The sequence below is a fragment of the Pseudomonas sp. genome, from assembly GCF_049653025.1.
Taxonomy (GTDB): Bacteria; Pseudomonadota; Gammaproteobacteria; order Pseudomonadales; family Pseudomonadaceae; genus Aquipseudomonas.
In genome coordinates this window covers 218,254-238,791 of record NZ_JBASFM010000008.1, presented here as the reverse complement: position 1 = coordinate 238,791, position 20,538 = coordinate 218,254, and the positions used below count along the sequence as shown (strand labels likewise).

Sequence of the window (20,538 nt, the reverse complement as noted above, 5' to 3'; positions counted from 1 at the left end):
TCCTGTGTTGCCCAATTCGACTCTGCCGCCCGTTATACGGCAATCTTTGCGCAGCGCCCACCCTCGCGAGCAGCACCTGGTCGTCAGAACGCCAGCAGGTGCTGACGCAGCGCCTCAATCGCATAACGCACTTTAGCCGGCTGCGCATCACGGCGCGGCGTCACCAGGTAGATACCGAACGGCTGCAAGCGCCATTCGGGCAGCAGTTCACGCAGGCTGCCAGTGGCCAACTCCTCATGCACCTCCTGTTCCGGCTGCAACGAAACGCCCATGCCGGCCAGGGTGAAATGCCGCACCGCGAGGATGTTATTGCAGCTCACGCGGCTCTCCATGCGCACTTTCTGCACCTCACCAGCCGGCCCGCTCAGGCTCAACGGGTTGTGCGCGGTATCGCTGTTCAAGGCCAGCCAGTCCAGCCCCAGCAGGTCCTCGGGGCGATTGACCGGCGGCTTGCGCAATAGATAGGCCGGCGCGGCGCACAGCAGCATGCGCGAGTCGCCGATATGCCGCGCCACCAGACTGGAGTCCTCCAGATTGCCGACGCGGATGGCCAGGTCGATGCGCTGCTCGATCAGATCGATCTGCTCATCATGAAAGAACAGCTTGAGGCTCAGGCCGCTGTGCGCCTGCAACAGCGGAGCCAGCGCCGCGCTGATCGGCCGCCCGGAGAATCCCACCGGCGCGGCGATACGCAGCTCACCGACCGGCGCATCACGCAACTCGGCCAGACGCTGTTCGGCCTGCCGAGCCAGGGCCACGACCTGGGCGCAGCTCTGATAGAAGGTCGCCCCCGCCTCGGTCAGGGTCAGCTTGCGCGTGGTGCGATGCAGCAGGCTGACCTGGGTGCTTTCTTCGAGCTTGCGAATCTGCTGACTGACTGCCGATGCAGTCATGCCCAGCACCTCGGCCGCCGCCACCATGGAGCCGCAATCGACCACGGTGGCGAACACCGCCATACGCTTTAGCTGCTCCATTCATAAGCCCTGCTTAATAGTTAAAGCCTTTTTAGCCTATTTTTCTGAGCTTTATCCAGCTGCGATTATCTCTCTCAACGAGAACCCACCTGGAGATACTTATGAAACTCGCTCTGATCGGTGCCAGCGGCTTTGTTGGCGCAGCTGTTCTGCAAGAAGCCCTGAACCGTGGCCATCGGGTCAGCGGCATCGTCCGTCACCCGCAACACCTGCCGCAGCACCCGGCGCTGACCGCGCTGGCCGGCGACGCCTACAACGCCGACGCACTGGCCGCACAGCTCAAGGGCCATGACGCGGTGATCCACGCCTTCAACCCGGGCTGGGGCACGGCGGATATTCGCGCACACTTTATCCAAGGCAGCCAGGCGATCATCGCCGCCAGCAAACAAGCCAACGTGCAGCGCCTGCTGGTGGTCGGCGGCGCAGGCAGCCTGTATGTCGCCCCAAACCTGCAGTTGATCGACACCCCGGACTTTCCTGCCGAGTACAAGGAAGGGGCCGAAGGCGCACGGCAGACCCTCAACCTGCTGCAGACGGAAACCGCACTGGACTGGAGTTTTATCTCGCCACCCGCGCTGTTGCAGCCCGGCGCGCGCAGCGGCCAGTTCCGCCTTGGCGGCGACCAGCTGTTGATGAACGGTGACGCGCCGGCAAGCATCACAGTGGCCGACCTGGCCGTGGCGATCATCGATGAACTGGAGCGCCCGCAGCACCTGCGCCAGCGCTTTACCGTCGGCTACTAAGCCGCCTCTCAATCTGGAGAACCCCATGCAACTGAACAGCAGCGCCCATGTCGCTACCGAGACACCTGCCCGCTATATCAGCCGGCTGTGCAAACACTTCGCCCATAAGGTCCCGGTCAGCTTCGATGAACAGCAGGGCCGTATCGAGTTCACCTCCGGCCTCGGCCTGCTGCGCGCCGAAGACGCCGGCCTGACCCTGCGAGTCGAAAGCAACAGCCAGGAGGACCTGGAAAAGTTGCAGAACGTGATGGCCAGCCACTTCGAGCGCTTCGCCTGGCAGGAGACGCTGCAACTCGACTGGCGCTAAGGGACGTACGGGGCGAAAACTGGCGGTAGCAATCTGCCATCGCCTAAGCTGTGAGCTCTCGGCCCCGCCACGAGTGCCCCATGGCCACTGCGCTAAACAGACTCATCCGCCGCCAGCACGACCTGCAGCAGCACCATATCGGTCGCAGCTTCTTTGTCAGCATCGGCCTGGCCTTGCTGCTGACCATAGGCTTCGGTGGCTGGAGCATCCTGCGCGACTACCAGACCAGCACGGAGCAGCACCGCCGCAGCATGAGGGCGCTGTCGATGGCGCTGGAGGGCTACACCAGCGCGCTGCTGCAGCAGAGCTATGAGAGCGTGCGTGTCAGCGCCAATGAACTGAGCTATCCGCCGGTACAGCGTGCCGAGCGGGCACGCATCTACGCCGTGCTGGGCGACGCCATGCGCTACGACCCGGTTTCCAGTCATCTGTTCGCCCGCGTGGGTGGCGAACTGTTCGTCGTCGACAGCAACGGCCAGGCAGTGACCAACCTGACGCAGCTCGCCACACTGCAACAGCTGCATGACAAACCCTATCGCGCGCCCCTCTACAGCCCGCTGCGCCTGCCGGGCTATACCGGTTTCCTTTTGCCGTTGGTGATCGAGATGCCGCATGCCGTGGAAGGGCCATTGCAACTGGGCGCGCTGGTGCCCACGGAGAAATTCGGCCGCCTGCTCGAACGCCTCGGCCTTGAGCAGGAAATGAACGGTGGGCTGCTGTCCGATCAGGGCGTGGTGCTGTACCGAACGCCAAACCCTGAGCTGTACATCGGCCGCTCACTACCCGCAGACTCGCAACTGCTCAACCTCAGCCAGCGCCAGACACCCAGCTTCGTCGAAGCTACCAGCCTGGCCGGGGTCCCCTCGATCTACGCGGTCACCCCGTCACCGCGCTTTCCCCTGTCCGCGGTCATCGGCGAAACCCGGGAGAGCTTCTACGGCCCCTGGCACCGCCGCAGCGCCCTGACCCTGATCTTGCTCGCCGCCAGCCTGCTGCTGCTCGGCCTCGCGGCATTCCAGCTACGCCGGCTGATCCGTCAGCTCAGCCAGGACGAGGAGTTCTACCGCCGCCTGTTCACCGACGTGACCGACGGCCTGCTGCTGATCGAGCGCGACGGCCGCATCCTCACCGCCAATCCAGTCGCCGCACGGCTATTCGGCCTCACCCAGGTTGAAGCCCTGCTCGGACTACGACCATCGGAACTGTCACCCGAGTGGCAACCCGACGGCCGGCCGTCTACCTCGAGCGCCGGCCTGACACTCAGCAAGGTATTGGCAGGCCAGGAGCAGCACCTGGAGTGGCAATTCCAGCGCCTGGACAACCGCGAGCCATTCGACTGCGAGGTGCATATCTCGCTGTTTCGCTGGCGCGACCGTGACCTGCTGCTTGGGGTGCTGCACGACATCACCGAACACAAGCGCTACCTGGCCACCCAGGAGTTTCTCGCCAGCCACGACAGCCTCACCCGCCTGCCCAATCGCTACTGGCTCAACCGCCACATCGAACAGCGTCTGAGCGCCCCCGACACACCGTCTTTTGCCGTGCTGTTGCTGGACATGAACCGCTTCAAGGAGGTCAACGACACTCTCGGCCATCAGCACGGCGACCAGGTACTGACCGAGCTTGGCCAGCGTCTGCAAGACTGGCTGCGTGAGCACAACGCCGTGATCGCCCGCCTGGGTGGCGACGAGATGGCCGTGGTTTCCGACCACCTGGCCGACCAGGTGGCCCTGACCAGCCTGTGCAGCGGCATTGGCCGGACCATCGCGCGGCCCCTGGAAGTGGACGGCATCCACCTGGAATTGAGCGCCAGCATCGGCGTGGCGCTGTTCCCCGAACATGCAGACAGCAGCCACGGCCTGCTGCGTTGCGCCGACATCGCCATGTATCAGGCCAAGCGTGAGCGCTGCGAGTTCGTCATTTATAACAGCGACAGCGACAACCACACCCCCGAACGCCTGGCCCTGCACACCCAGCTCAGCCGGGCGATTCGCGAAAACGGCCTGACCTTGCACTACCAGCCGAAAATCCGCCTGATCGACCGCCAGGTAGTCGGGTTCGAGGCGCTGCTGCGTTGGCCGCACGCGGAAAAAGGCATGATTCCGCCAGGTGATTTTATTCCCCTGGCCGAAGGCACCGAGCTGATTCACCCGCTCACCCACTGGGTCCTCAACGAAGCCCTCAGCCAGCTGCGCCGCTGGCAGGAGCAGGGCCTGGGCACCTGCCTGGCGGTCAATATCAGCCCGCACAACCTGCTCAACCCGGGCTTTGCCGAAGAGCTGCGCACGCTGCTCGACAGTCATCAGGTTGCCGCTGAATGGCTCGAACTGGAAGTCACCGAAGGCGCGCTGATGGCCGACCCGGAACGCGCCCTGCGCAGCCTGCTGGCCATCCGCGAACTGGGCGTCACGCTGTCGATCGACGACTTCGGCACCGGTTACTCGTCACTGGCCTACCTCAAGCGTCTGCCGACCCAGCTGCTGAAAATCGACCGCACCTTTATCTCGGCGATGACCCATAACGCCTCCGACGCGATGATCGTGCAATCGACCCTGGCGTTGGCGCACAACTTCGCCATGCAGGTGGTGGCCGAGGGCGTCGAGGATGAGGCAACAGCCGCCGCACTCACCCGCCTCGGCTGCGATATCGCCCAGGGCTACCACTTCGGCCGGCCGATGCCAGCCGCCGAGGTGGAGCGCTGGCGCGCCACTCATGTGAGTGTGCCCACAGCCTGACTCAACCCGCAGGCAAGGTCAGCTCGATGCTTTCCCCTAGCGAGTCGTCCAGGCGCTGCAGCTCGCAATGGATCGACGCGGCATCGTCGGCCAGGCGCTGGGCGATTTCAGCGAACTGATCGGCGGCCTCGATAAAGGCCAGCACCACCGAGGGATCGAAGCGCGTGCCGCTGGCCGCGCTGATCTGCTGAAGCGCCTCGGCATGGCCCACCGAGGGCCGATAGAGGTGATGGCTGGTCAACTCCTCATAACAGCCAACCAGCGCCATCAAGCGCGCCGCCAGGGGAATCTGCTCACCCAGCAAGCCCTGCGGATAGCCGCTGCCGTCCCAGTACTCATGCTGGCAGTAGACGATATCGCGCGCCGTACGAAGAAAATCGGTGCTGTTGCCAAGCTTGGCCTCGGCGGCCAGCAGCGCATCGCGCCCAGCCACGGCGTGGCCGTGCAGCAGCTTGAGGTCATCGCCCTGCAGCGGCATCGGATTGAGCAGGATGCGATCCGGTAGCACCAGCTTGCCGATGCCATGCAGCAACGCCGACTTGCCCAGCTGCACCACGCGCTCCTTATTCAACTCCTCGGCCAGGGCCGGCTGCTGATGCCACAACGCCGTGGCCAGGGTGGTCATATAGGGTTCGACCCGCGACAGGTGTTTGCCGCAAGGGTTGTCACGCATGGCCGCCAGGTTGGCCATGGCCTCGATGGTCACTTCCTGCAGGCGCTGCATGTCGCGGGTACGTCGGCGCACCTCCAGCTCCAGGTATTCGCTCTTGTCACGCAGAAAATCCGCCCCTGCCTTGAGCTGCAAGTGCGCGTGCACGCGGGCGAGCACCAGCGGCGGGCTGATCGGCTTGGTGATGTAGTCCACCGCCCCCAGGTCGAAACCCTGCTGCTCGTCGGCCACTTCGTTCTTGGCAGTGAGAAACACCACCGGAATCGCTGCGGTCGCCGGGTTGAGCTTGAGCAGGCGACAGACCTCATAGCCATCCATCTCCGGCATCATGATGTCGAGCAGAATCAGGTCCGGCTGCTGGCTGCCGGCGGCGATGCGCAGCGCCTTGACGCCACTGCTGGCCACCTTGACCCGGTAGCTGCCGAGCAGCAGTTCGCTCATCAGCTCGAGGTTTTCCGGTGTGTCGTCCACCACCAGCACCAGCGGCTGATCCGGCCGATCGAGCATTTCGTCCATTTGCAGCTCCCCAATCAAAACGTCGGTTAACCCATCAAAGCATCAGTTGGCGCTGGTCAGCCGCCACATGCAGCAGCGCCAACGCCTGTTCGAAGTCGAAACCCCGCACCGCGGCAGCCAGCGCCGCATAGTCACTATTAAAGGCGCTGCGCAGCAGTTCGGCCTGCTCATCGAAGAGTTTTCCCGCGCGCGGGTCATCATCGGCGAACAACCGTTGCAGTTGTCGACACAGCTGCTGCAGTTGCTCGGCATCCACCACCCGCGCGGCACCCAGCGGTTGCGCAGGAAACTGCGTGCTGATCGCCGTTACCAGGGCAGCCAGGCTCTGCTCCAGCTCCACCAGCAAACCATCCAGCTCATCGTGACGGGCATCCTTGATCGCGCTTTCCAACGTTGCCGCCTGGGCGGCCAGATCCATCGCCCCGAGGTTGCCGGCCAGGCCTTTGAAGCTGTGGGCCAGGCGCTCGGCGCTTTCCGTCTGATCGCTGGCCAGCGCGGCGCGCAACTGCGCGGGAAAGTCGCCCTGGCTGGCGGCAAACTTGCCCAACAGGCGCTGGTACAGCTCGCGCTTGCCCAGCACCCGGCGCAGGCCATTGGCGAAATCCACGCCGGGCAGTGACCAGTCCGGCAGCGCATCCTCGCTGCGCGTTGCCGGCAGTGGCTCGGCCTGTGCCGGCAGCCAGCGCTCAAGGGTGCGCCACAGCTGATTGGGGTCGATGGGCTTGCCCAGGTGATCGTTCATCCCCGCCGCCAGGCAGCGTTCACGGTCGATGGGCATGGCATTGGCGGTCATGGCAACGATCGGCAGCTCGGCAAAGCGCGGCTCGCGGCGGATCGCCTCGGTGGTGGCGATACCGTCCAGCACCGGCATCTGCATGTCCATCAGCACCAGGGCGTAATGCCCGGCGACGCTGGCGCGCAACAGGTCGAGGGCGATGCCGCCATGCTCGGCCTGGTCGATCTGCAAGCCACTTTCCTGCAGCAGGCCGCAGGCCACTTCGCGGTTCAGTTCATTGTCTTCCACCAGCAGCACGCGCAGCTGGCTGAAATTGGGCACCTGCTCGCCGATCGGCAGACGGCCGAAGCCCTCCAGCGGCCCTTCGCCACCCAGGCTGCGGATCACCGCATCGAACAATAACGAGGGATTCAGCGGTTTGAGCAGCACGTCATCGATGCCGACCTTCTGCGCACCGAGCAGCACTTCCTCGCGGCCATGGGCGGTGACCATCAGCACGCGCGGGGGCGGTTGCAGGTGCAGTTCGCGTATCCGCCGGGCGGTCTCGATGCCGTCCATGCCCGGCATCTGCCAGTCGATCAGCAGCAACTCGAAGGGCTGGCCCTGCGCACTGGCCTGCTGCACCTGCTGCACCGCCGCCACGCCCGAGTCCACCGCCACCGCGCGAAAACTCATGCTGTCGAGCATGTCATGCAGCACCTGGCGCGCGCTGTCGTTGTCGTCCACTACCAGCACCTTGCGCCCGCGCAGGTCCGCCTGTGGCAGCAGGCGCTGGCCCTGTTGTTGGGCGATGCCCAGTGGCAGCCGACACCAGAACAGGCTGCCGAGCCCCGGCTCGCTGTCGACCCCGACGCTGCCGCCCATGGCTTCGGCCAGGCTCTTGCAGATGGCCAGGCCCAGGCCGGTGCCGCCGTACTTGCGGGTGGTCGAGGTGTCGGCCTGCTGGAAGGATTCGAACAGCCGACCCATCTGCTCCGTGGTCAGACCGATACCGGTGTCGCGCACGCCAAGGTAGACCAGCACCTGGGCCGCTTCACGCTGCTCGACCCGCAGGACCACCTCGACCTCGCCCTGTTCGGTGAACTTCACCGCGTTGTTGGCGAAGTTGATCAGGATCTGCCCCAGCCGCAGCGGGTCGCCGACCAGTTGCTGCGGCAGCTGCGGGTCGAGGTTGAACACCAGCTCCAGGCCCTTGGCCGCGACCTTGTCGCCGATCAGGTTGGCGAGGTTTTCCAGCACCTGCTGCAGGTCGAAGTCGATGCGCTCGATGGTCAGCTTGCCGGCCTCGATCTTGGAGAAGTCGAGGATGTCGTTGATGATCCCCAGCAGGTGCTGGCCGGACTGCTGGATCTTGCCCAGGTAATCGCGCTGGCGCGGATTCAGCTCGGTCTTCAGGGCCAGGTGCGACATGCCGATGATGGCGTTCATCGGCGTGCGGATCTCATGGCTCATATTGGCCAGGAAGTCCGACTTCAGCCGCGCCGCCTCCTCGGCCAGGTCCTTGGCCTTGGCCAGTTCGGCCTCGGCCTGCTTGCGCACGGTGATGTCGCGGCTGACCCCGACCAGGCCGAGCAACTGGCCCTGCTCGTCATAGAAGGTGCTGCGCAAGGTGTCGAAGATCACCCGCCGACCATCCGGATAAATCGAATAACCCTCACTCTCGAACGGCCGCGCCAGGCTCCTGGCAATGCGGTCATGCTCGGCGCGCGCCGCCGCCCATTCCGGCGGGAGCAACTGCTCGTCGCGCTGACCCTTGACCGCCTCGCTGCTGCAGCCGAACAGCTCGGCGCAGGCCTGGTTGATACCCAGGTAGCGGCCCTCGGCATCCTTGAACCAGATCGGGTCGGGAATCGCGTTGATCAGCGCCAGCAAGGTGCTGCGCTGGCGGCTGGCCTCGGCCTCGGCGCGCTGACGTTCGGCAATCTGCACGGCCAGGCGGCGGTTCCACACCAGCACGAAAACTACCAACCCCAGCAGGCCGAGCAGGTAGGGCCAGCCCACGGCCAGCAGACGCCGCCAGTTAAACGCGGTCAGCGGTGGCAGCCAGCGCTCCTTGATCGCCTCCTGCTCCTCCATGCTGACGCTGTCCAGCGCCTGGTCCAGCAGGCCGATCAACTGCGGCCAGTCGGGACGCACGGCAAAACGGAACTCGCTGCTGGACAGGCCGGTTTCGCCGCGCAGCTCCAGGTTGGTCAGGTTCAGCTCACGAATCAGGTAGCTGGCCACGATCATGTCACCGACATAGGCATCGGCGCGCCCAGACGACACCGCCCGCAGCGCGGCCGAGGTGTCGATCACCTCCAGCAGTTGCACGCCTTCGACCTTGTCGAGCAAGGCCTGCTGCAGCGCATAGCCGCGTTCGATGGCCACCCGTTTGCCCGCCAGGTCGCCGATGCGCTGCACCGCCAGTTCGCTGCGGGTAAAGATCAGGCTGCTGCTGGTAATATAGGGCTTGCTGAAGCCCATAAAGGCCTCGCGCTCGGCGGTCTTGGCCACCGAGGGCAGCAGGTCGACCTGGCCGCTGCGCAGGGCCTTGATCGCCGCATTCCAGTCGTCCACCAGCACCAGTTCAAAGCGCAGGCCAAGGCGCTGGCCAAGCAGTTCCAGGTAATCGCCACTGAGGCCACGGTGCCGGCCGTCCTTGTCCAGCACATCGAACGGTGCCCAGCCGCTGCGCTCGACGCCCACCCGAATCACCCCATGTTCGGCGACCCAGGCGCGCTCCTGCGGGTTCAGCGACAGCGCCGCCACGGCGAGCACGGGCAGCAAACACAACAACAGCAGGCAACAGAGGCGCGGCATCGGCAACATCCTACGGGGTACGGATCGCCTTCAGCGTAGCCGCTGCTTTGAAAGTCAGATGCGCATTGGCAGGCGCGCGTGCGCAGCCGACAATCAGCCCATGTCTATTGAGGATCGCGCCATGCTCGATGCCGACCGCTGCTGGCAAGCCGTCTGCGCCCGCGATGCCATGCAGGACGGCCAATTCGTCTTCGCCGTGCGCAGCACCGGCATCTATTGCCGACCCAGTTGCCCGGCGCGGCGACCGCGGCGCGACAACGTCAGCTTCCATGCCGCCGCAAGCGACGCGGCGGCAGCCGGCTTTCGCCCGTGCAAACGCTGCTCGCCGCAGGGCCAGAGCCCGGCCGAGCAGCTCGATGCGCTGGTGGTGGCCGCCTGCCGCCTGCTGACTGACAGCGAACAGCGCCTGACCCTCGCACAGCTGGCCGCCCGGATCGGCCTGTCCGCCTCGCACCTGGCGCGCGCCTTCAAGGCGCGTACCGGGCTGACCCCCAACGCCTGGAGCGCCGCCCAGCGACGCACGCGGCTCGATACCCAGCTGGCCAAGGCCGACAGCGTGCTGGATGCGGCCCTGGCCGCCGGCTATTCCGGCACCCGCGCGCTGTATCAGCTGGGCGAGGCGCTCAGCCCGGCGCAGCGTCGGCGGCAGGCGGCCGGGGAATGCCTGCGCTATGCCATCGCCGCCTGCCCGCTCGGCCAGGTGCTGTTGGCCAGCAGCGCCAAGGGCGTATGCGCCGTGCTGTTTGCCGACAGCCCGGCGGCGCTGGAAGAAGAGTTGCGGCAGCGCTTTGCCGCCGCCCATCTGCAGCGTGATGACAACGGCCTGGGCGACTGGCTGCAACAGCTGTTGGCGCACCTGCAAGAGCCGCAACGCGCCGCGCAATTGCCCCTGGATATTCGCGGCACGGTATTTCAGCAACAGGTGTGGCGCGCCCTGCAGCAGATTCCGCCTGGGCAGACGCGCAACTACGCCGAACTGGCCGCGCAGCTCGACAGCCACCCGCGCGCGGTCGCGCGGGCCTGCGCCAGCAATGCGCTGGGCCTGCTGGTGCCCTGCCACCGGGTGATCGCCAGCAATGGCAGCCTCAGCGGTTACCGCTGGGGCCTGGCGCGCAAGGCCGCGCTGCTTAAGCAGGAAGCCAGCGCATCGCTTGAGCCATAAAAAGCCAGAATAAAAAAGAGCGGCTCCACCTTCGTGGGCCGCTCCAAATCACGGAGTTGCATACATCAGTACCCGCACAGCATGCGAATACTGCTGTTGGATTACTTTTCCAGGATCGCGGTCACACCTTGACCGCCGGCGGCGCAGATCGAGATCAGCCCGCGGCCTTCCTGCGCCACCGAGAGCAGCTTGGCCAGGTTGGCGACGATGCGTCCGCCGGTGGCCGCAAAGGGGTGGCCGGCAGCCAGTGAGCTGCCCTTGACGTTCATCTTGCTGCGGTCGATGGAACCCAGCGGCGCGTCCAGGCCCAGGCGGGTCTTGCAGTAGTCGGCGTCTTCCCAGGCCTTGAGGGTGCAGAGCACCTGCGCGGCGAACGCTTCGTGGATTTCGTAGTAGTCGAAGTCCTGCAGGCTCAGCTTGTTGCGCGCCAGCAGACGCGGCACCGCGTAGGCCGGGGCCATCAGCAGGCCTTCCTTGCCGCCGACGAAATCCACCGCCGCAGCCTCGCCATCCTTCCAGTAAGCCAGAATCGGCAGGCCACGGGCCTTGGCCCAGTCCTCGCTGGCCAGCAGCACCAGGGACGCGCCATCGGTCAGCGGCGTCGAGTTGGCGGCGGTCATGGTGCCGCGTGGGCTGCGCTCGAAGCAGGGTTTGAGGGTGGCGAGTTTTTCCAGGCTGATATCGGCGCGCAGGTTCTGGTCACGGGTCAGGCCACGGAACGGCGTCAGCAGGTCGTCATGCCAGCCTTCGGCGTAGGCGGCGGCAAGCTTCTGGTGGCTGGCCACGGCCAGTTGGTCCTGCTCGTCACGCGGGATGGCCCAGGTCTGCGCCATCAGCTCGCAATGCTCCCCCATCGACAGGCCGGTGCGCGGCTCGCCGTTGCGCGGAATCGCCGGAGCCAGGTGGCGTGGGCGAATCTGCAGCAGGCTTTTGATCTTCTCGCCGGTGCTCTTGCCGCGATTGGCCTGCAGCAGGATCTGCCGCAGCCCTTCATTGACGCCGATTGGCGCATCCGAGGTGGTGTCGACGCCGCCGGCGATGCCGCACTCGATCTGCCCCAGGGCGATCTTGTTGGCGACCAGCAGCGCCGCTTCCAGGCCGGTGCCGCAGGCCTGTTGCAGGTCATAGGCCGGGGTTTCCGGGGCCAGGCGCGAACCCAACACGCATTCGCGGGTCAGGTTGAAATCACGCGAATGCTTGAGCACCGCGCCAGCCACCACCTCGCCGAGGCGCTCGCCATGCAGGTTGAAACGCTCGACCAGGCCATCCAGCGCGCTGATCAGCATCTCCTGGTTGCTCGCGGTGGCGTAGACGGTGTTGGAGCGGGCGAACGGAATGCGGTTACCACCAACGATGGCGACGCGGCGCGGCTGGGTCATGGACGACTCCTGGGATGGGGCTGAGATGAATGGCGCACAGGCTAACCTGTCGCCGCAGTGTGGCATTGGCCGCCTTGCCGGCACAGCAGGCGGCGCGGTCAATTGCGCATTTCTATGGCCTGCGTAGAGTGGGCGCACTTTTGATCCATGCGCAGGAGCTGCCCCATGTCCGACCGTTATCTCGCCTTTGCCAACTCCAACGCCGGTCGCCGTCTGGTCAGCGCACTCGGCCTGCCGGCCCCGCTGCTGCTGGAGCGCTGGATGGCCGGGCGCAGCCGGCCGGTGGAAGGGGCCCTGCTGCTGGGCGGTGAAGGCAGCCTGGCCAGAGCCGTGCTGCCATTCGCCAACAAGTTGACCGACGCCCTGTTCGCCGCCCGCGAAGGCCAGCTGGAGCTGCCGCGCTGGACCGCCGAACACGGCCCCAAGCTTAAGGCGCTGGTGTTCGACGCCAGCGGGCTGACCCGTTTCGAGCAGCTGATCGAGCTGCGCGACTTCTTCCAGCCGGCTTTCAAGGGCCTGGATAAGTGCCCGCGCGTGGTGATTCTCGGCCGCGCCCCGGAGTCGTTGAAAGACCCGATTGCCGCCAGCGTGCAGCGCTCGCTGGAAGGCTTTAGCCGTTCCCTGGGCAAGGAAATCCGCCGCGGCGGTAACGTGCAGCTGATCTACGTCGGCAAGGGTGGAGAGGCGCAACTGGAAGGCGCGCTGCGCTTCTTCCTCTCGCCGAAAAGTGCCTATATATCGGGCCAGGTGCTGCGCCTGAATGCCTGCGCCGAGCAGGTCAAGGACTGGACCCGCCCGCTGGCCGGCAAGAAGGCCCTGGTTACCGGCGCATCCCGCGGCATCGGCGCGGCCATCGCCGAAACCCTGGCCCGCGACGGTGCCGAAGTGGTGCTGCTGGATGTGCCGCCGGCCAAGGATGCGCTCGACGCCCTGGCTGCCCGCCTCGGCGGGCGCGGCCTGGCCCTGGATATCTGCGCCAGTGATGCCGCCGCGCAGCTTATTGAAGCGCTGCCGGACGGCATCGATATCGTCGTGCACAACGCCGGCATCACCCGCGACAAGACCCTGGCAAAGATGAGCGACGAGTTCTGGAACTCGGTGATCAACGTCAACCTGAATGCCCCGCAGGTACTGACCCAGGCCCTGCTGGACGCCGGCAAACTGCACGACAATGGCCGCGTGGTGCTGATCGCCTCGATCAGCGGCATCGCCGGCAATCTGGGCCAAACCAACTACGCGGTGAGCAAGGCCGGGGTGATCGGCCTGGCCCAGGCCTGGGCACCGACGCTGGGCAAGCGCGGCATCAGCATCAACGCGGTGGCACCCGGCTTTATCGAAACCCAGATGACCGCCGCCATCCCGCTGACCATCCGCGAAGCCGGCCGGCGGATGAACTCCATGGGCCAGGGCGGCCTGCCGCAGGACGTCGCCGAAGCCGTGGCCTGGTTCGCCCAACCCGGCTCAGGCGCGGCTACGGCACAAGTGCTGCGGGTCTGTGGGCAGAGCCTGCTGGGGGCCTGATCGACGCATGCCCAGCAGGGCGGCAGAAATGGCAGTCCGCCGGGCTGACAGGCGTTCTATAGTGTAGGGATCATCCGGGCGACCACTGCCGTGACGCCCGCCAGCCTCCCCTGCCTGCGGGGCTGGAAGCCGCCGCGCGGACTCGACGTCCGCAGAGCCGCCATCGTTCAAGGAGGATCCGCATGCCTCTGTCTAGCTCGACCCACTCGCCGCCGCGCCTGCTGCTAGTCGCCGCCCTGAACCAGCAGAACGAACTGCGCAGCCTGGAATACCCCGGCTACGCCCTGCAATGCGCCACCAGCGCCCAGCACGCAGAGGAACTGCTCGCCGCCGCGCTGCCCGAATTGATCCTGCTCGATCTCGAACTGCCCGACATCAGTGGCCTGGCGCTGCTCGAGCGCCTGCGTCAAGGCTACAGCCCGCAACAGCTGCCCATCATCTTGCTCGGCGGGCCCGAGCGCAGCGCGGACATCACTCAAGCCCTGACCCGCGGTGCCAACGACTACCTGCTCACGCCCTGCGACGGTGCCCTGGTCCTGGCGCGACTTCGCACCCAGCTGGCGCTCAAACGCATGGAACAAGCCAGCAGCGAGCACCTCGAGTTCTACCAACTGATAGGCCAGGCCAGCAACGACGGCATCTGGGACTGGAACAGGCGCAACCACAGCATCTTCTTCTCGCCGCGGCTCAAGAGCATCCTTGGCTACCCTGCGGACGAGTGCGTCGAGCGCCTGGACAGCTGGCTAGCGCGGGTCTACGCGGCGGACCTGAGCAAACTCAAGAGCGCCTTCAAGGCCCACCTGGCCGGGCGCACGCCACAGTTCCAGGTCGAGGTGCGGGTCTACAGTCAGGCTGGGGATTGCTGCTGGCTGCTCTGCCGCGGCCAGGCCAAGCGCGACGAGCTGGGGCGCATCGTGCGCCTGGCCGGCTCCTGCACCGACCTGACCGAACGCAAGACCGTGGACGCCCTGACCAACCTGCCCAACCGGGTGCTGTTTGACGACCGCCTGGAACGCTGCCTGAGTCGCCGCGCGCGCCACCCACAGACGCTGTTCGCCCTGCTGTTGATCGAACCGGATCGCTTCCACCTGATCCACGAAAGCCTCGGCCAGACCGCCAACCAGCTGTTGATCGGCCTGGCCCGACGTCTGGATCAGCAGGCGCGCCCCTCCGATACCCTGGCCTACCTCGGCGGGGTGAAATTCGCCGTGCTGATCGATAGCCTGGAGCACCAGGAAGATGCCCTGCGCGTCGCCGAACGCATGCAGAAAGCCTTCGCCGAGCCCCTGTGCCACGACGCACAGGAGTTCTTTGTCACCGCCAGCATGGGCGTGGCCGCCATCGACCAGTGCCAAGGCGGCGACTTGCTGCAAGCGGCGGAGACCGCCCTGGGCCGCGCCAAGGAACGCGGCGGCAACGAATACCAGATGTTCGACGCCGCCATGCAGGTGCGCGCAGTGGCGCGCATGCGCCTGGAGCACGACTTGCGCCGCGCCCTGGAACATGAGGAATTCGAGCTCTACTACCAGCCCATAGTCGACCTGGCCAGCGGCCGCATCGCCGGTTTCGAAGCGCTGTGCCGCTGGCGTCACCCCGTGCAGGGGATGATCTCGCCCGAGCTGTTTATCCCCCTGGCCGAGAGCACCGGCCTGATCATCCCGCTGGGGCTGTGGGTGTTACGCCAGGCCGTGGCGCAGATTCGCGCCTGGCATCAGCGTTTCCCCAGCGATGCCGAGCTGGGCATCAGCGTCAATCTGTCGGGCAAGCAGTTCGCCCAGAAAGGCCTGCTCGAGGAAATCGCTCGCACCCTGGCGGGCTCTGGCGTCGAGCACCACAGCCTGAAACTGGAGATCACCGAGAGCGCCATCATGAACGATGCGGACAGCGCCAACCTGCTGCTCGCTCGCCTCAAGGACCTGGATATCCAGCTCAGCATCGACGATTTCGGCACCGGTTATTCCTCGCTCAGCTACCTGCACCGCTTCCCCTTCGACATCCTCAAGATCGACCGCTCCTTCGTCGGCAAGATGGACCAAGACGACCGCCAGGGCCTGGAAATTGTCCGCACCATTATCGCCCTGGCTCAGGTGCTGGGGCTGAAGGTGGTGGCCGAAGGCATAGAGACGCCGGCCCAGCTGGAACTGCTGCGCGGGCTGGGCTGCCAGTTCGGCCAGGGCTACCTGTTCGCCAAGCCGCTGCCGGCGAGCGAGGCCGAGGCACTGCTGGCGCGAACACCGACCTGGTAAGCGGTGCCCCCAAACCCGACATAAAAAAGCCCGGCTTAAGCCGGGCTGTTTATCCAGGGAAAACCAACGGTCAGGACGACAGGTAGGACGAACGAGTCAGGCCCAGACGCAACGCGTCGAGGAACTGGGTGCGCTCGCGCGGGCTGATCTTGGCGCTGGCGACCTTGTCGCGGTAGTGGTTCATCAACTCCTCCGGCGAAAGGTGCACGTAGCGCAGCATGTCCTCGATGGTGTCATGGGTCTCGATACCGGCGTGGTACACGCTGCCATCGGCGTTCTGGTAGATGTTCACCGAGTCGGTGTCGCCGAACAGGTTGTGCATGTCGCCGAGAATTTCCTGATAGGCACCGACCAGGAAGATCCCCAGCAGGTAGTCCTCGCCCTCGCGCACCTCGTGCACCGGCAGGCTGGTCTCGATGCTCTGCTCGTCGACGTACTGGCGGATCTTGCCGTCGGAGTCGCAGGTCAGGTCCTGCAGCACGGCGCGGCGCAGCGGCTCTTCGTCGAGTCGGTTGAGCGGCAGAATCGGCAGCACCTGGCCGATGGCCCAGGTGTCCGGCAGGCTCTGGAACACCGAGAAGTTGCAGATGTACTTGTCGGCCAGCTTGTCGTTGAGTTCGTCCAGCACCTGACGGTGCGAGCGCTGACGCGCCTTCAGCGAGTTGTGCAGGCGGCGGCACACGGCGAAGTAGCACTGCTCGGCCAGGGCCTTTTCGGTCAAGCTGAGTTTGCCGTCGGCGTACTGGGTGGCAACGTCGCTCATATAGTGGGTGGCGCGCCAGTAGGTCTCGGTGACCATCTCGATATCGGTCGGGCCGAGCAGCTCGACCAGGTAACGCACGGTTTCCGGCAGACTGGTGACGTCTTCGATCGGTGGAATTTCGTCGTTGTGCTTCTCCACATCGGTGACCTGCACCACCAGCATGGCGTGGTGCGCGGTCAGCGAGCGGCCGCTTTCCGAGAAGATGTGCGGGTGCGGCAATTCCTGCGCGTCGCAGAACTCTTTGAGCATGCCGACCACCACGCCGGCGTAGTCGTCCATGTCGTAGTTGATCGAGCTGGCGTTGCGCGAGTGGGTACCGTCGTAATCCACGCCCAGACCGCCGCCGACGTCGATATGGTCAACCGGCAGGCCCAGGCCGCGCAGCTCGCCGTAATAGCGGATGGCTTCCTTGAAGCCGTGCTGGTAGTCGGACAGGTTGGCGATCTGCGAGCCCATATGGAAGTGCAGCAGGCGGATGCCCTGATCCAGCTTGGCCGCACGGAAGCGCTCAACCACCGACAGCAGCTGCGCCGCCGACAGGCCAAACTTGGACTTTTCGCCGCCGGTGTCGGCCCACTTGCTCGACGCCAGTGACGACAGGCGCACGCGCAGGCCGATCTGCGGGGCGACCTTGAGTTCGGCCGCCTCCTCGATCACCAACTGCACCTCGGACTCCTTCTCGATCACGATAAACACGTTGTGGCCGAGCTTCTGCCCCATCAGCGCCAGCTTGATAAATTCACGGTCCTTGTAACCGTTGCAGACGATGGTGCCGCCTTTCGGCGCCAGCGCCAGCACGGCCATCAGCTCGGGTTTGGAGCCGGCTTCCAGGCCGATGGAGACGTTCTGCGTGGCGATGATGTTTTCCACCACCGCTTCCTGCTGGTTAACCTTGATCGGGTACAGGGCGGTATACGGGCTCTGGTATTCCAGCCGGGCGATATTGGCGTCGAAAGCCCCGGTCAGCTGACGCACGCGGTCTTGCAGGATGTCTGGAAAGCGCACCAGCAACGGCAGGCTGAGGCCACTGGAGCGCAATTCCTCGACCTGTTCGAACAGGTCGATCGGCTGGCTCTGCGGGCCATTCGGGCGCACCTCGACACGACCCTTGTCATTGATCGCGAAGTAACCCGCGCCCCAATGGCGAATCCCGTAGACGCTACGGCTGTCGGCCACTGTCCACTGGCTGCCGTCATCTTTGCGTGTGCGTCGTGCAGACATCGATGTCTCCCTTGCTGGCGGTAGAGGCCTTGGCAACGCCAAGGCACATACAGATTAAAGTCTGGAAATGACGATTGCTCAGCTGTGACCCGAGGTCAGCTGAGTAAGTTTAGAAAAGACGGGATCAGCCGCCGGACTTCTTGGCTTTAAAGCCGTGCTTGATCAGTTCGGCAATCAGCAGTTCGACGTGATCGCCCTGGATCTCGATCACCCCGTCCTTGAGCGAGCCACCGCAGCCGCAGCGCTTTTTCAGCGCGCTGGTCAGCTCCTGGAGCGCATCAATGGCCAGGGGCACTCCGCTGATGCTGGTCACCGTTTTGCCGCCGCGACCTTTGGTCTCACGGCGCACGCGGGCGATGCCATCACCTTCGGGGATCAGGGTCTGTTTGCAGATGCAGGCGTCCACCGGCTGACTGCAGTCCGGGCAATGCCGGCCGCTGTCGGTGGAATACACCAGGCCGCTGAGCGCGGCGAATGACGAAGCTTTCTTGACCACCGGTTTGTCCTCGAAGGGGTCAGGATAGCGACTGGTCGACAAGTGCTTGGAGCGTCGACCGCGAAGCCCCACTCTGGCAGGGGCAGCGCACCCTGGTGATACACGGCCAGGGCTTGAAGGCCGCGCAGTGTAACGGCAAAAACCACAGCTGCTAAGTGTAAAAATGCGCCATTAATCGGCGGATTGGCGACGTTGTTCAGGATGCCGAACAAAACGTCCAGATATCCTGCACAAAGCCAGCAACCGCGCGGCCCTGGCTGGTCTGAGCGTGGCCGTAGGATGGGGTGAGCACCGCGATACCCATGCTGGCAGCGATGGGTTACGCCTACGGCTAACCCATCCTACGCAATAGTCGCCAGATAACGCTGCAAGGCCGCCAGCGAATCAGGGCAATACGGCAGGTGCTGGGTCTCGGCCAGCGCTTCGTCGATGGAGATAAAGCGCGCTTCCAGCACTTCCTCCGGCTGCAAGCGCAGCGGCGCATCGGACACCGCCGAGTAGGCCATGCACCACAAGCGGCTTTCCGGCGCGTCGTAGAGAAAATGCGCATGCTCGACCAGCGGCGCATCCTCAATCCCCAGCTCTTCGGCCAGCTCGCGGGCGGCGGATTCGGCGTAGCTCTCGCCATCCAGCACCATGCCACCGGCGGCCACATCCCAGTAACCGGGATACAGCGCCTTGCTCAGCGTACGGCGATGCACGCAGAGCAGGCCGGCGCTGTTGAACAGCAGGATATAGGTGCCACGCCCGAGCAGCCGACGCTCGCGCAACTCGCTGCGGGTGATGCCGCCCAGGGGCCGATCCTGTTCATCGACCCAGGCAATTCGCTCGGCATCGGAGGCGGCGCGGTGCGCCACCTCGGCTTCGGACCAGGCCATCGCTTAGCCCTGCGACAGCAGCTGGCGCAGGTCGATCAACCCGGCATTGGCGCGCGAAATGTAGTTGGCCATCACCAGCGAGTGGTTGGCCAGCAGGCCGTAACCGCTGCCGTTGAGAATCATCGGGCTCCACAGGGTTTCCTGCGCGGCCTCCAGCTCACGAATGATCTGCCGTACGCTGACGGTGGCGTTCTTCTTCGCCAGCACATCGGCGAAATCCACCTCGATGGCGCGCAGCAGGTGCGACAGTGCCCAGGCCTGGCCACGGGCCTCATAGAACACGTTGTCGATCTGCAGCCATGGGGTTTCGTAATTGACCCCCTCGACAAAATCCGGCTGCGCCACGCCAGGCGCCAGCGACGGGTCTTTCACCGCGGTGTTCAAACGTACCTGACCGACGCTGGCCGACAGGCGCTGCGACAGCGAACCCAAACGAGTGGCGGCATCGCCTAACCAGTTATTGAGGTTATCGGCGCGGGTATAGAACTGCGCGTTGGGCTGGCTCGGGTCCGACAGACGCGCCAGGTAGCGGTCCAGCGATTTGATGCCTTCGGCGTATTCAGCCTCGGAGGCCGGCAGCGCCCAGCTCTTGTTGTCGAAGTGGAAGCGCGGTTCGGCCTTGGCCAAATCCGGATCTTCGGTGGACTGCGACTGCGAGCGGGTAAAGTCCTTGCGCAACGCGCGGGACATGTCACGCACCTGCACCAGCACGCCAAACTCCCAGCTCGGCATATTGTCCAGCCACAGGCCGGGCGGCGCGAGGTCGTTGGACAGGTAGCCACCGGGCTTGTCCAGCAGCATGCCGGTGACCTGCTTGAGGGTTTCCACCGTGGTATAGCCGTTCACCAGTTTGCGTTGCTTGGCCTGGGCAGCGGCCTCGGCCTGTTGCTGCACGGAAAACTGCGCGGGCTCCTGGCTCCAGTACCAGCCGACGACCAGCGCCAGCAGCAGGTAGAGCGCGAGCAAACCACCCACCGTGCGGGTCGCCCAACCTCCGGCGAAATAGCTACGTACATTGTCGACTGAGTCTGCCGCGCCATCACGCGCACCGGCAGTACGGTTCTTCCAATCCAGCATGGCCTTGTCCTTTTTTACCCAAATAGCGAGGCAGCGACCGGGTGTCCCTGCGCAGCGGCAGCGCAACCCGGCAACGGCTCGTTCGACCACAACCCCAAAACAGGGTTGCGCAACTGCCTTGCACTATAAGTGAAGCGCAGCCCAGTGCGCAGCGGCGAACGGCAAACTTAGCGCCGGTTCGCCCCATGACCGTTCTGTGACCTTATAGACAGAAGGCCGACGCCAATAGATCGACGGCACTCGCAAAATTTCAAACGAGTGTTAGCATTGCTAGCACTACGCCATCATCTGCGCCGCAACGCCGCGCCAACT

General features: G+C 65.1%; 14 protein-coding genes. 6 read left to right on the top strand and 8 right to left on the bottom strand.

What is annotated here, in order from left to right:
- Nucleotides 1-83: 83 nt before the first annotated feature.
- Complete coding sequence (locus WBK23_RS08885; RefSeq protein WP_424483608.1) at nucleotides 84-974, bottom strand: LysR family transcriptional regulator; 891 nt, start codon at nucleotides 972-974, stop codon at nucleotides 84-86.
- Nucleotides 975-1,075: 101 nt separating this feature from the next.
- Between WBK23_RS08885 and WBK23_RS08880 the strand changes: the two genes are divergently transcribed.
- The 3 genes from WBK23_RS08880 to WBK23_RS08870 all read left to right on the top strand — a co-directional run bounded on the left by WBK23_RS08880 (nucleotide 1,076) and on the right by WBK23_RS08870 (nucleotide 4,759).
- Nucleotides 1,076-1,717 (top strand): NAD(P)-dependent oxidoreductase, encoded by a 642-nt coding sequence (locus WBK23_RS08880; protein ID WP_424483607.1) that lies wholly within the window; start codon nucleotides 1,076-1,078, stop codon nucleotides 1,715-1,717.
- Between the two features lie 25 nt (nucleotides 1,718-1,742).
- The gene (locus tag WBK23_RS08875; RefSeq protein WP_424483606.1) at nucleotides 1,743-2,024 is read left to right on the top strand and encodes a DUF2218 domain-containing protein; all 282 of its coding nucleotides are present in this window, start codon (nucleotides 1,743-1,745) and stop codon (nucleotides 2,022-2,024) included.
- 80 nt (nucleotides 2,025-2,104) lie between these two features.
- A complete protein-coding gene (locus WBK23_RS08870) occupies nucleotides 2,105-4,759 on the top strand; it encodes an EAL domain-containing protein (RefSeq protein WP_424483605.1) in 2,655 nt (884 codons plus the stop codon).
- A 1-nt stretch (nucleotide 4,760) separates the two neighbouring features.
- Here WBK23_RS08870 and WBK23_RS08865 read toward each other — a convergent pair whose 3' ends face one another.
- Nucleotides 4,761-5,945 carry a response regulator gene (locus WBK23_RS08865; RefSeq protein ID WP_424483604.1) on the bottom strand — a complete coding sequence of 395 codons (1,185 nt, stop codon included), beginning with the start codon at nucleotides 5,943-5,945 and terminating at the stop codon, nucleotides 4,761-4,763.
- A gap of 34 nt (nucleotides 5,946-5,979) precedes the next feature.
- Nucleotides 5,980-9,483 carry a response regulator gene (locus tag WBK23_RS08860; protein ID WP_424483603.1) on the bottom strand — a complete coding sequence of 1,168 codons (3,504 nt, stop codon included), beginning with the start codon at nucleotides 9,481-9,483 and terminating at the stop codon, nucleotides 5,980-5,982.
- A 121-nt stretch (nucleotides 9,484-9,604) separates the two neighbouring features.
- On the opposite strand from WBK23_RS08860, the gene ada reads away from it, so the two are divergent.
- On the top strand, nucleotides 9,605-10,645 hold the full coding sequence (ada, locus tag WBK23_RS08855; protein ID WP_424483652.1) for a bifunctional DNA-binding transcriptional regulator/O6-methylguanine-DNA methyltransferase Ada: 1,041 nt from the start codon (nucleotides 9,605-9,607) through the stop codon (nucleotides 10,643-10,645).
- Between the two features lie 101 nt (nucleotides 10,646-10,746).
- On the opposite strand, the gene WBK23_RS08850 is transcribed toward ada, so the two are convergent.
- The gene (locus tag WBK23_RS08850; protein WP_424483602.1) at nucleotides 10,747-12,024 is read right to left on the bottom strand and encodes an acetyl-CoA C-acetyltransferase; all 1,278 of its coding nucleotides are present in this window, start codon (nucleotides 12,022-12,024) and stop codon (nucleotides 10,747-10,749) included.
- A gap of 165 nt (nucleotides 12,025-12,189) precedes the next feature.
- On the opposite strand from WBK23_RS08850, the gene WBK23_RS08845 reads away from it, so the two are divergent.
- Both WBK23_RS08845 and WBK23_RS08840 read left to right on the top strand, forming a co-directional pair.
- Nucleotides 12,190-13,545, top strand: a complete 1,356-nt coding sequence (locus WBK23_RS08845; protein WP_424483601.1) for a 3-oxoacyl-ACP reductase — start codon at nucleotides 12,190-12,192, stop codon at nucleotides 13,543-13,545.
- A gap of 182 nt (nucleotides 13,546-13,727) precedes the next feature.
- Nucleotides 13,728-15,791 (top strand): putative bifunctional diguanylate cyclase/phosphodiesterase, encoded by a 2,064-nt coding sequence (locus WBK23_RS08840; protein ID WP_424483600.1) that lies wholly within the window; start codon nucleotides 13,728-13,730, stop codon nucleotides 15,789-15,791.
- Between the two features lie 70 nt (nucleotides 15,792-15,861).
- Here the strand turns inward: WBK23_RS08840 and speA are convergent, their stop codons facing one another.
- From speA to WBK23_RS08820, 4 genes are all read right to left on the bottom strand, one after another.
- A complete protein-coding gene (gene speA, locus WBK23_RS08835) occupies nucleotides 15,862-17,775 on the bottom strand; it encodes an arginine decarboxylase (protein WP_424483599.1) in 1,914 nt (637 codons plus the stop codon).
- A 124-nt stretch (nucleotides 17,776-17,899) separates the two neighbouring features.
- Nucleotides 17,900-18,271 carry a translation initiation factor Sui1 gene (locus tag WBK23_RS08830; protein ID WP_424483598.1) on the bottom strand — a complete coding sequence of 124 codons (372 nt, stop codon included), beginning with the start codon at nucleotides 18,269-18,271 and terminating at the stop codon, nucleotides 17,900-17,902.
- Nucleotides 18,272-18,612: 341 nt separating this feature from the next.
- A complete protein-coding gene (locus WBK23_RS08825) occupies nucleotides 18,613-19,149 on the bottom strand; it encodes an NUDIX hydrolase (protein ID WP_424483597.1) in 537 nt (178 codons plus the stop codon).
- Nucleotides 19,150-19,152: 3 nt separating this feature from the next.
- Nucleotides 19,153-20,226: a DUF2333 family protein gene (locus WBK23_RS08820; RefSeq protein ID WP_424483596.1), complete on the bottom strand. Its 1,074-nt coding sequence runs from the start codon at nucleotides 20,224-20,226 to the stop codon at nucleotides 19,153-19,155.
- Between the last annotated feature and the right edge of the window lie 312 nt (nucleotides 20,227-20,538).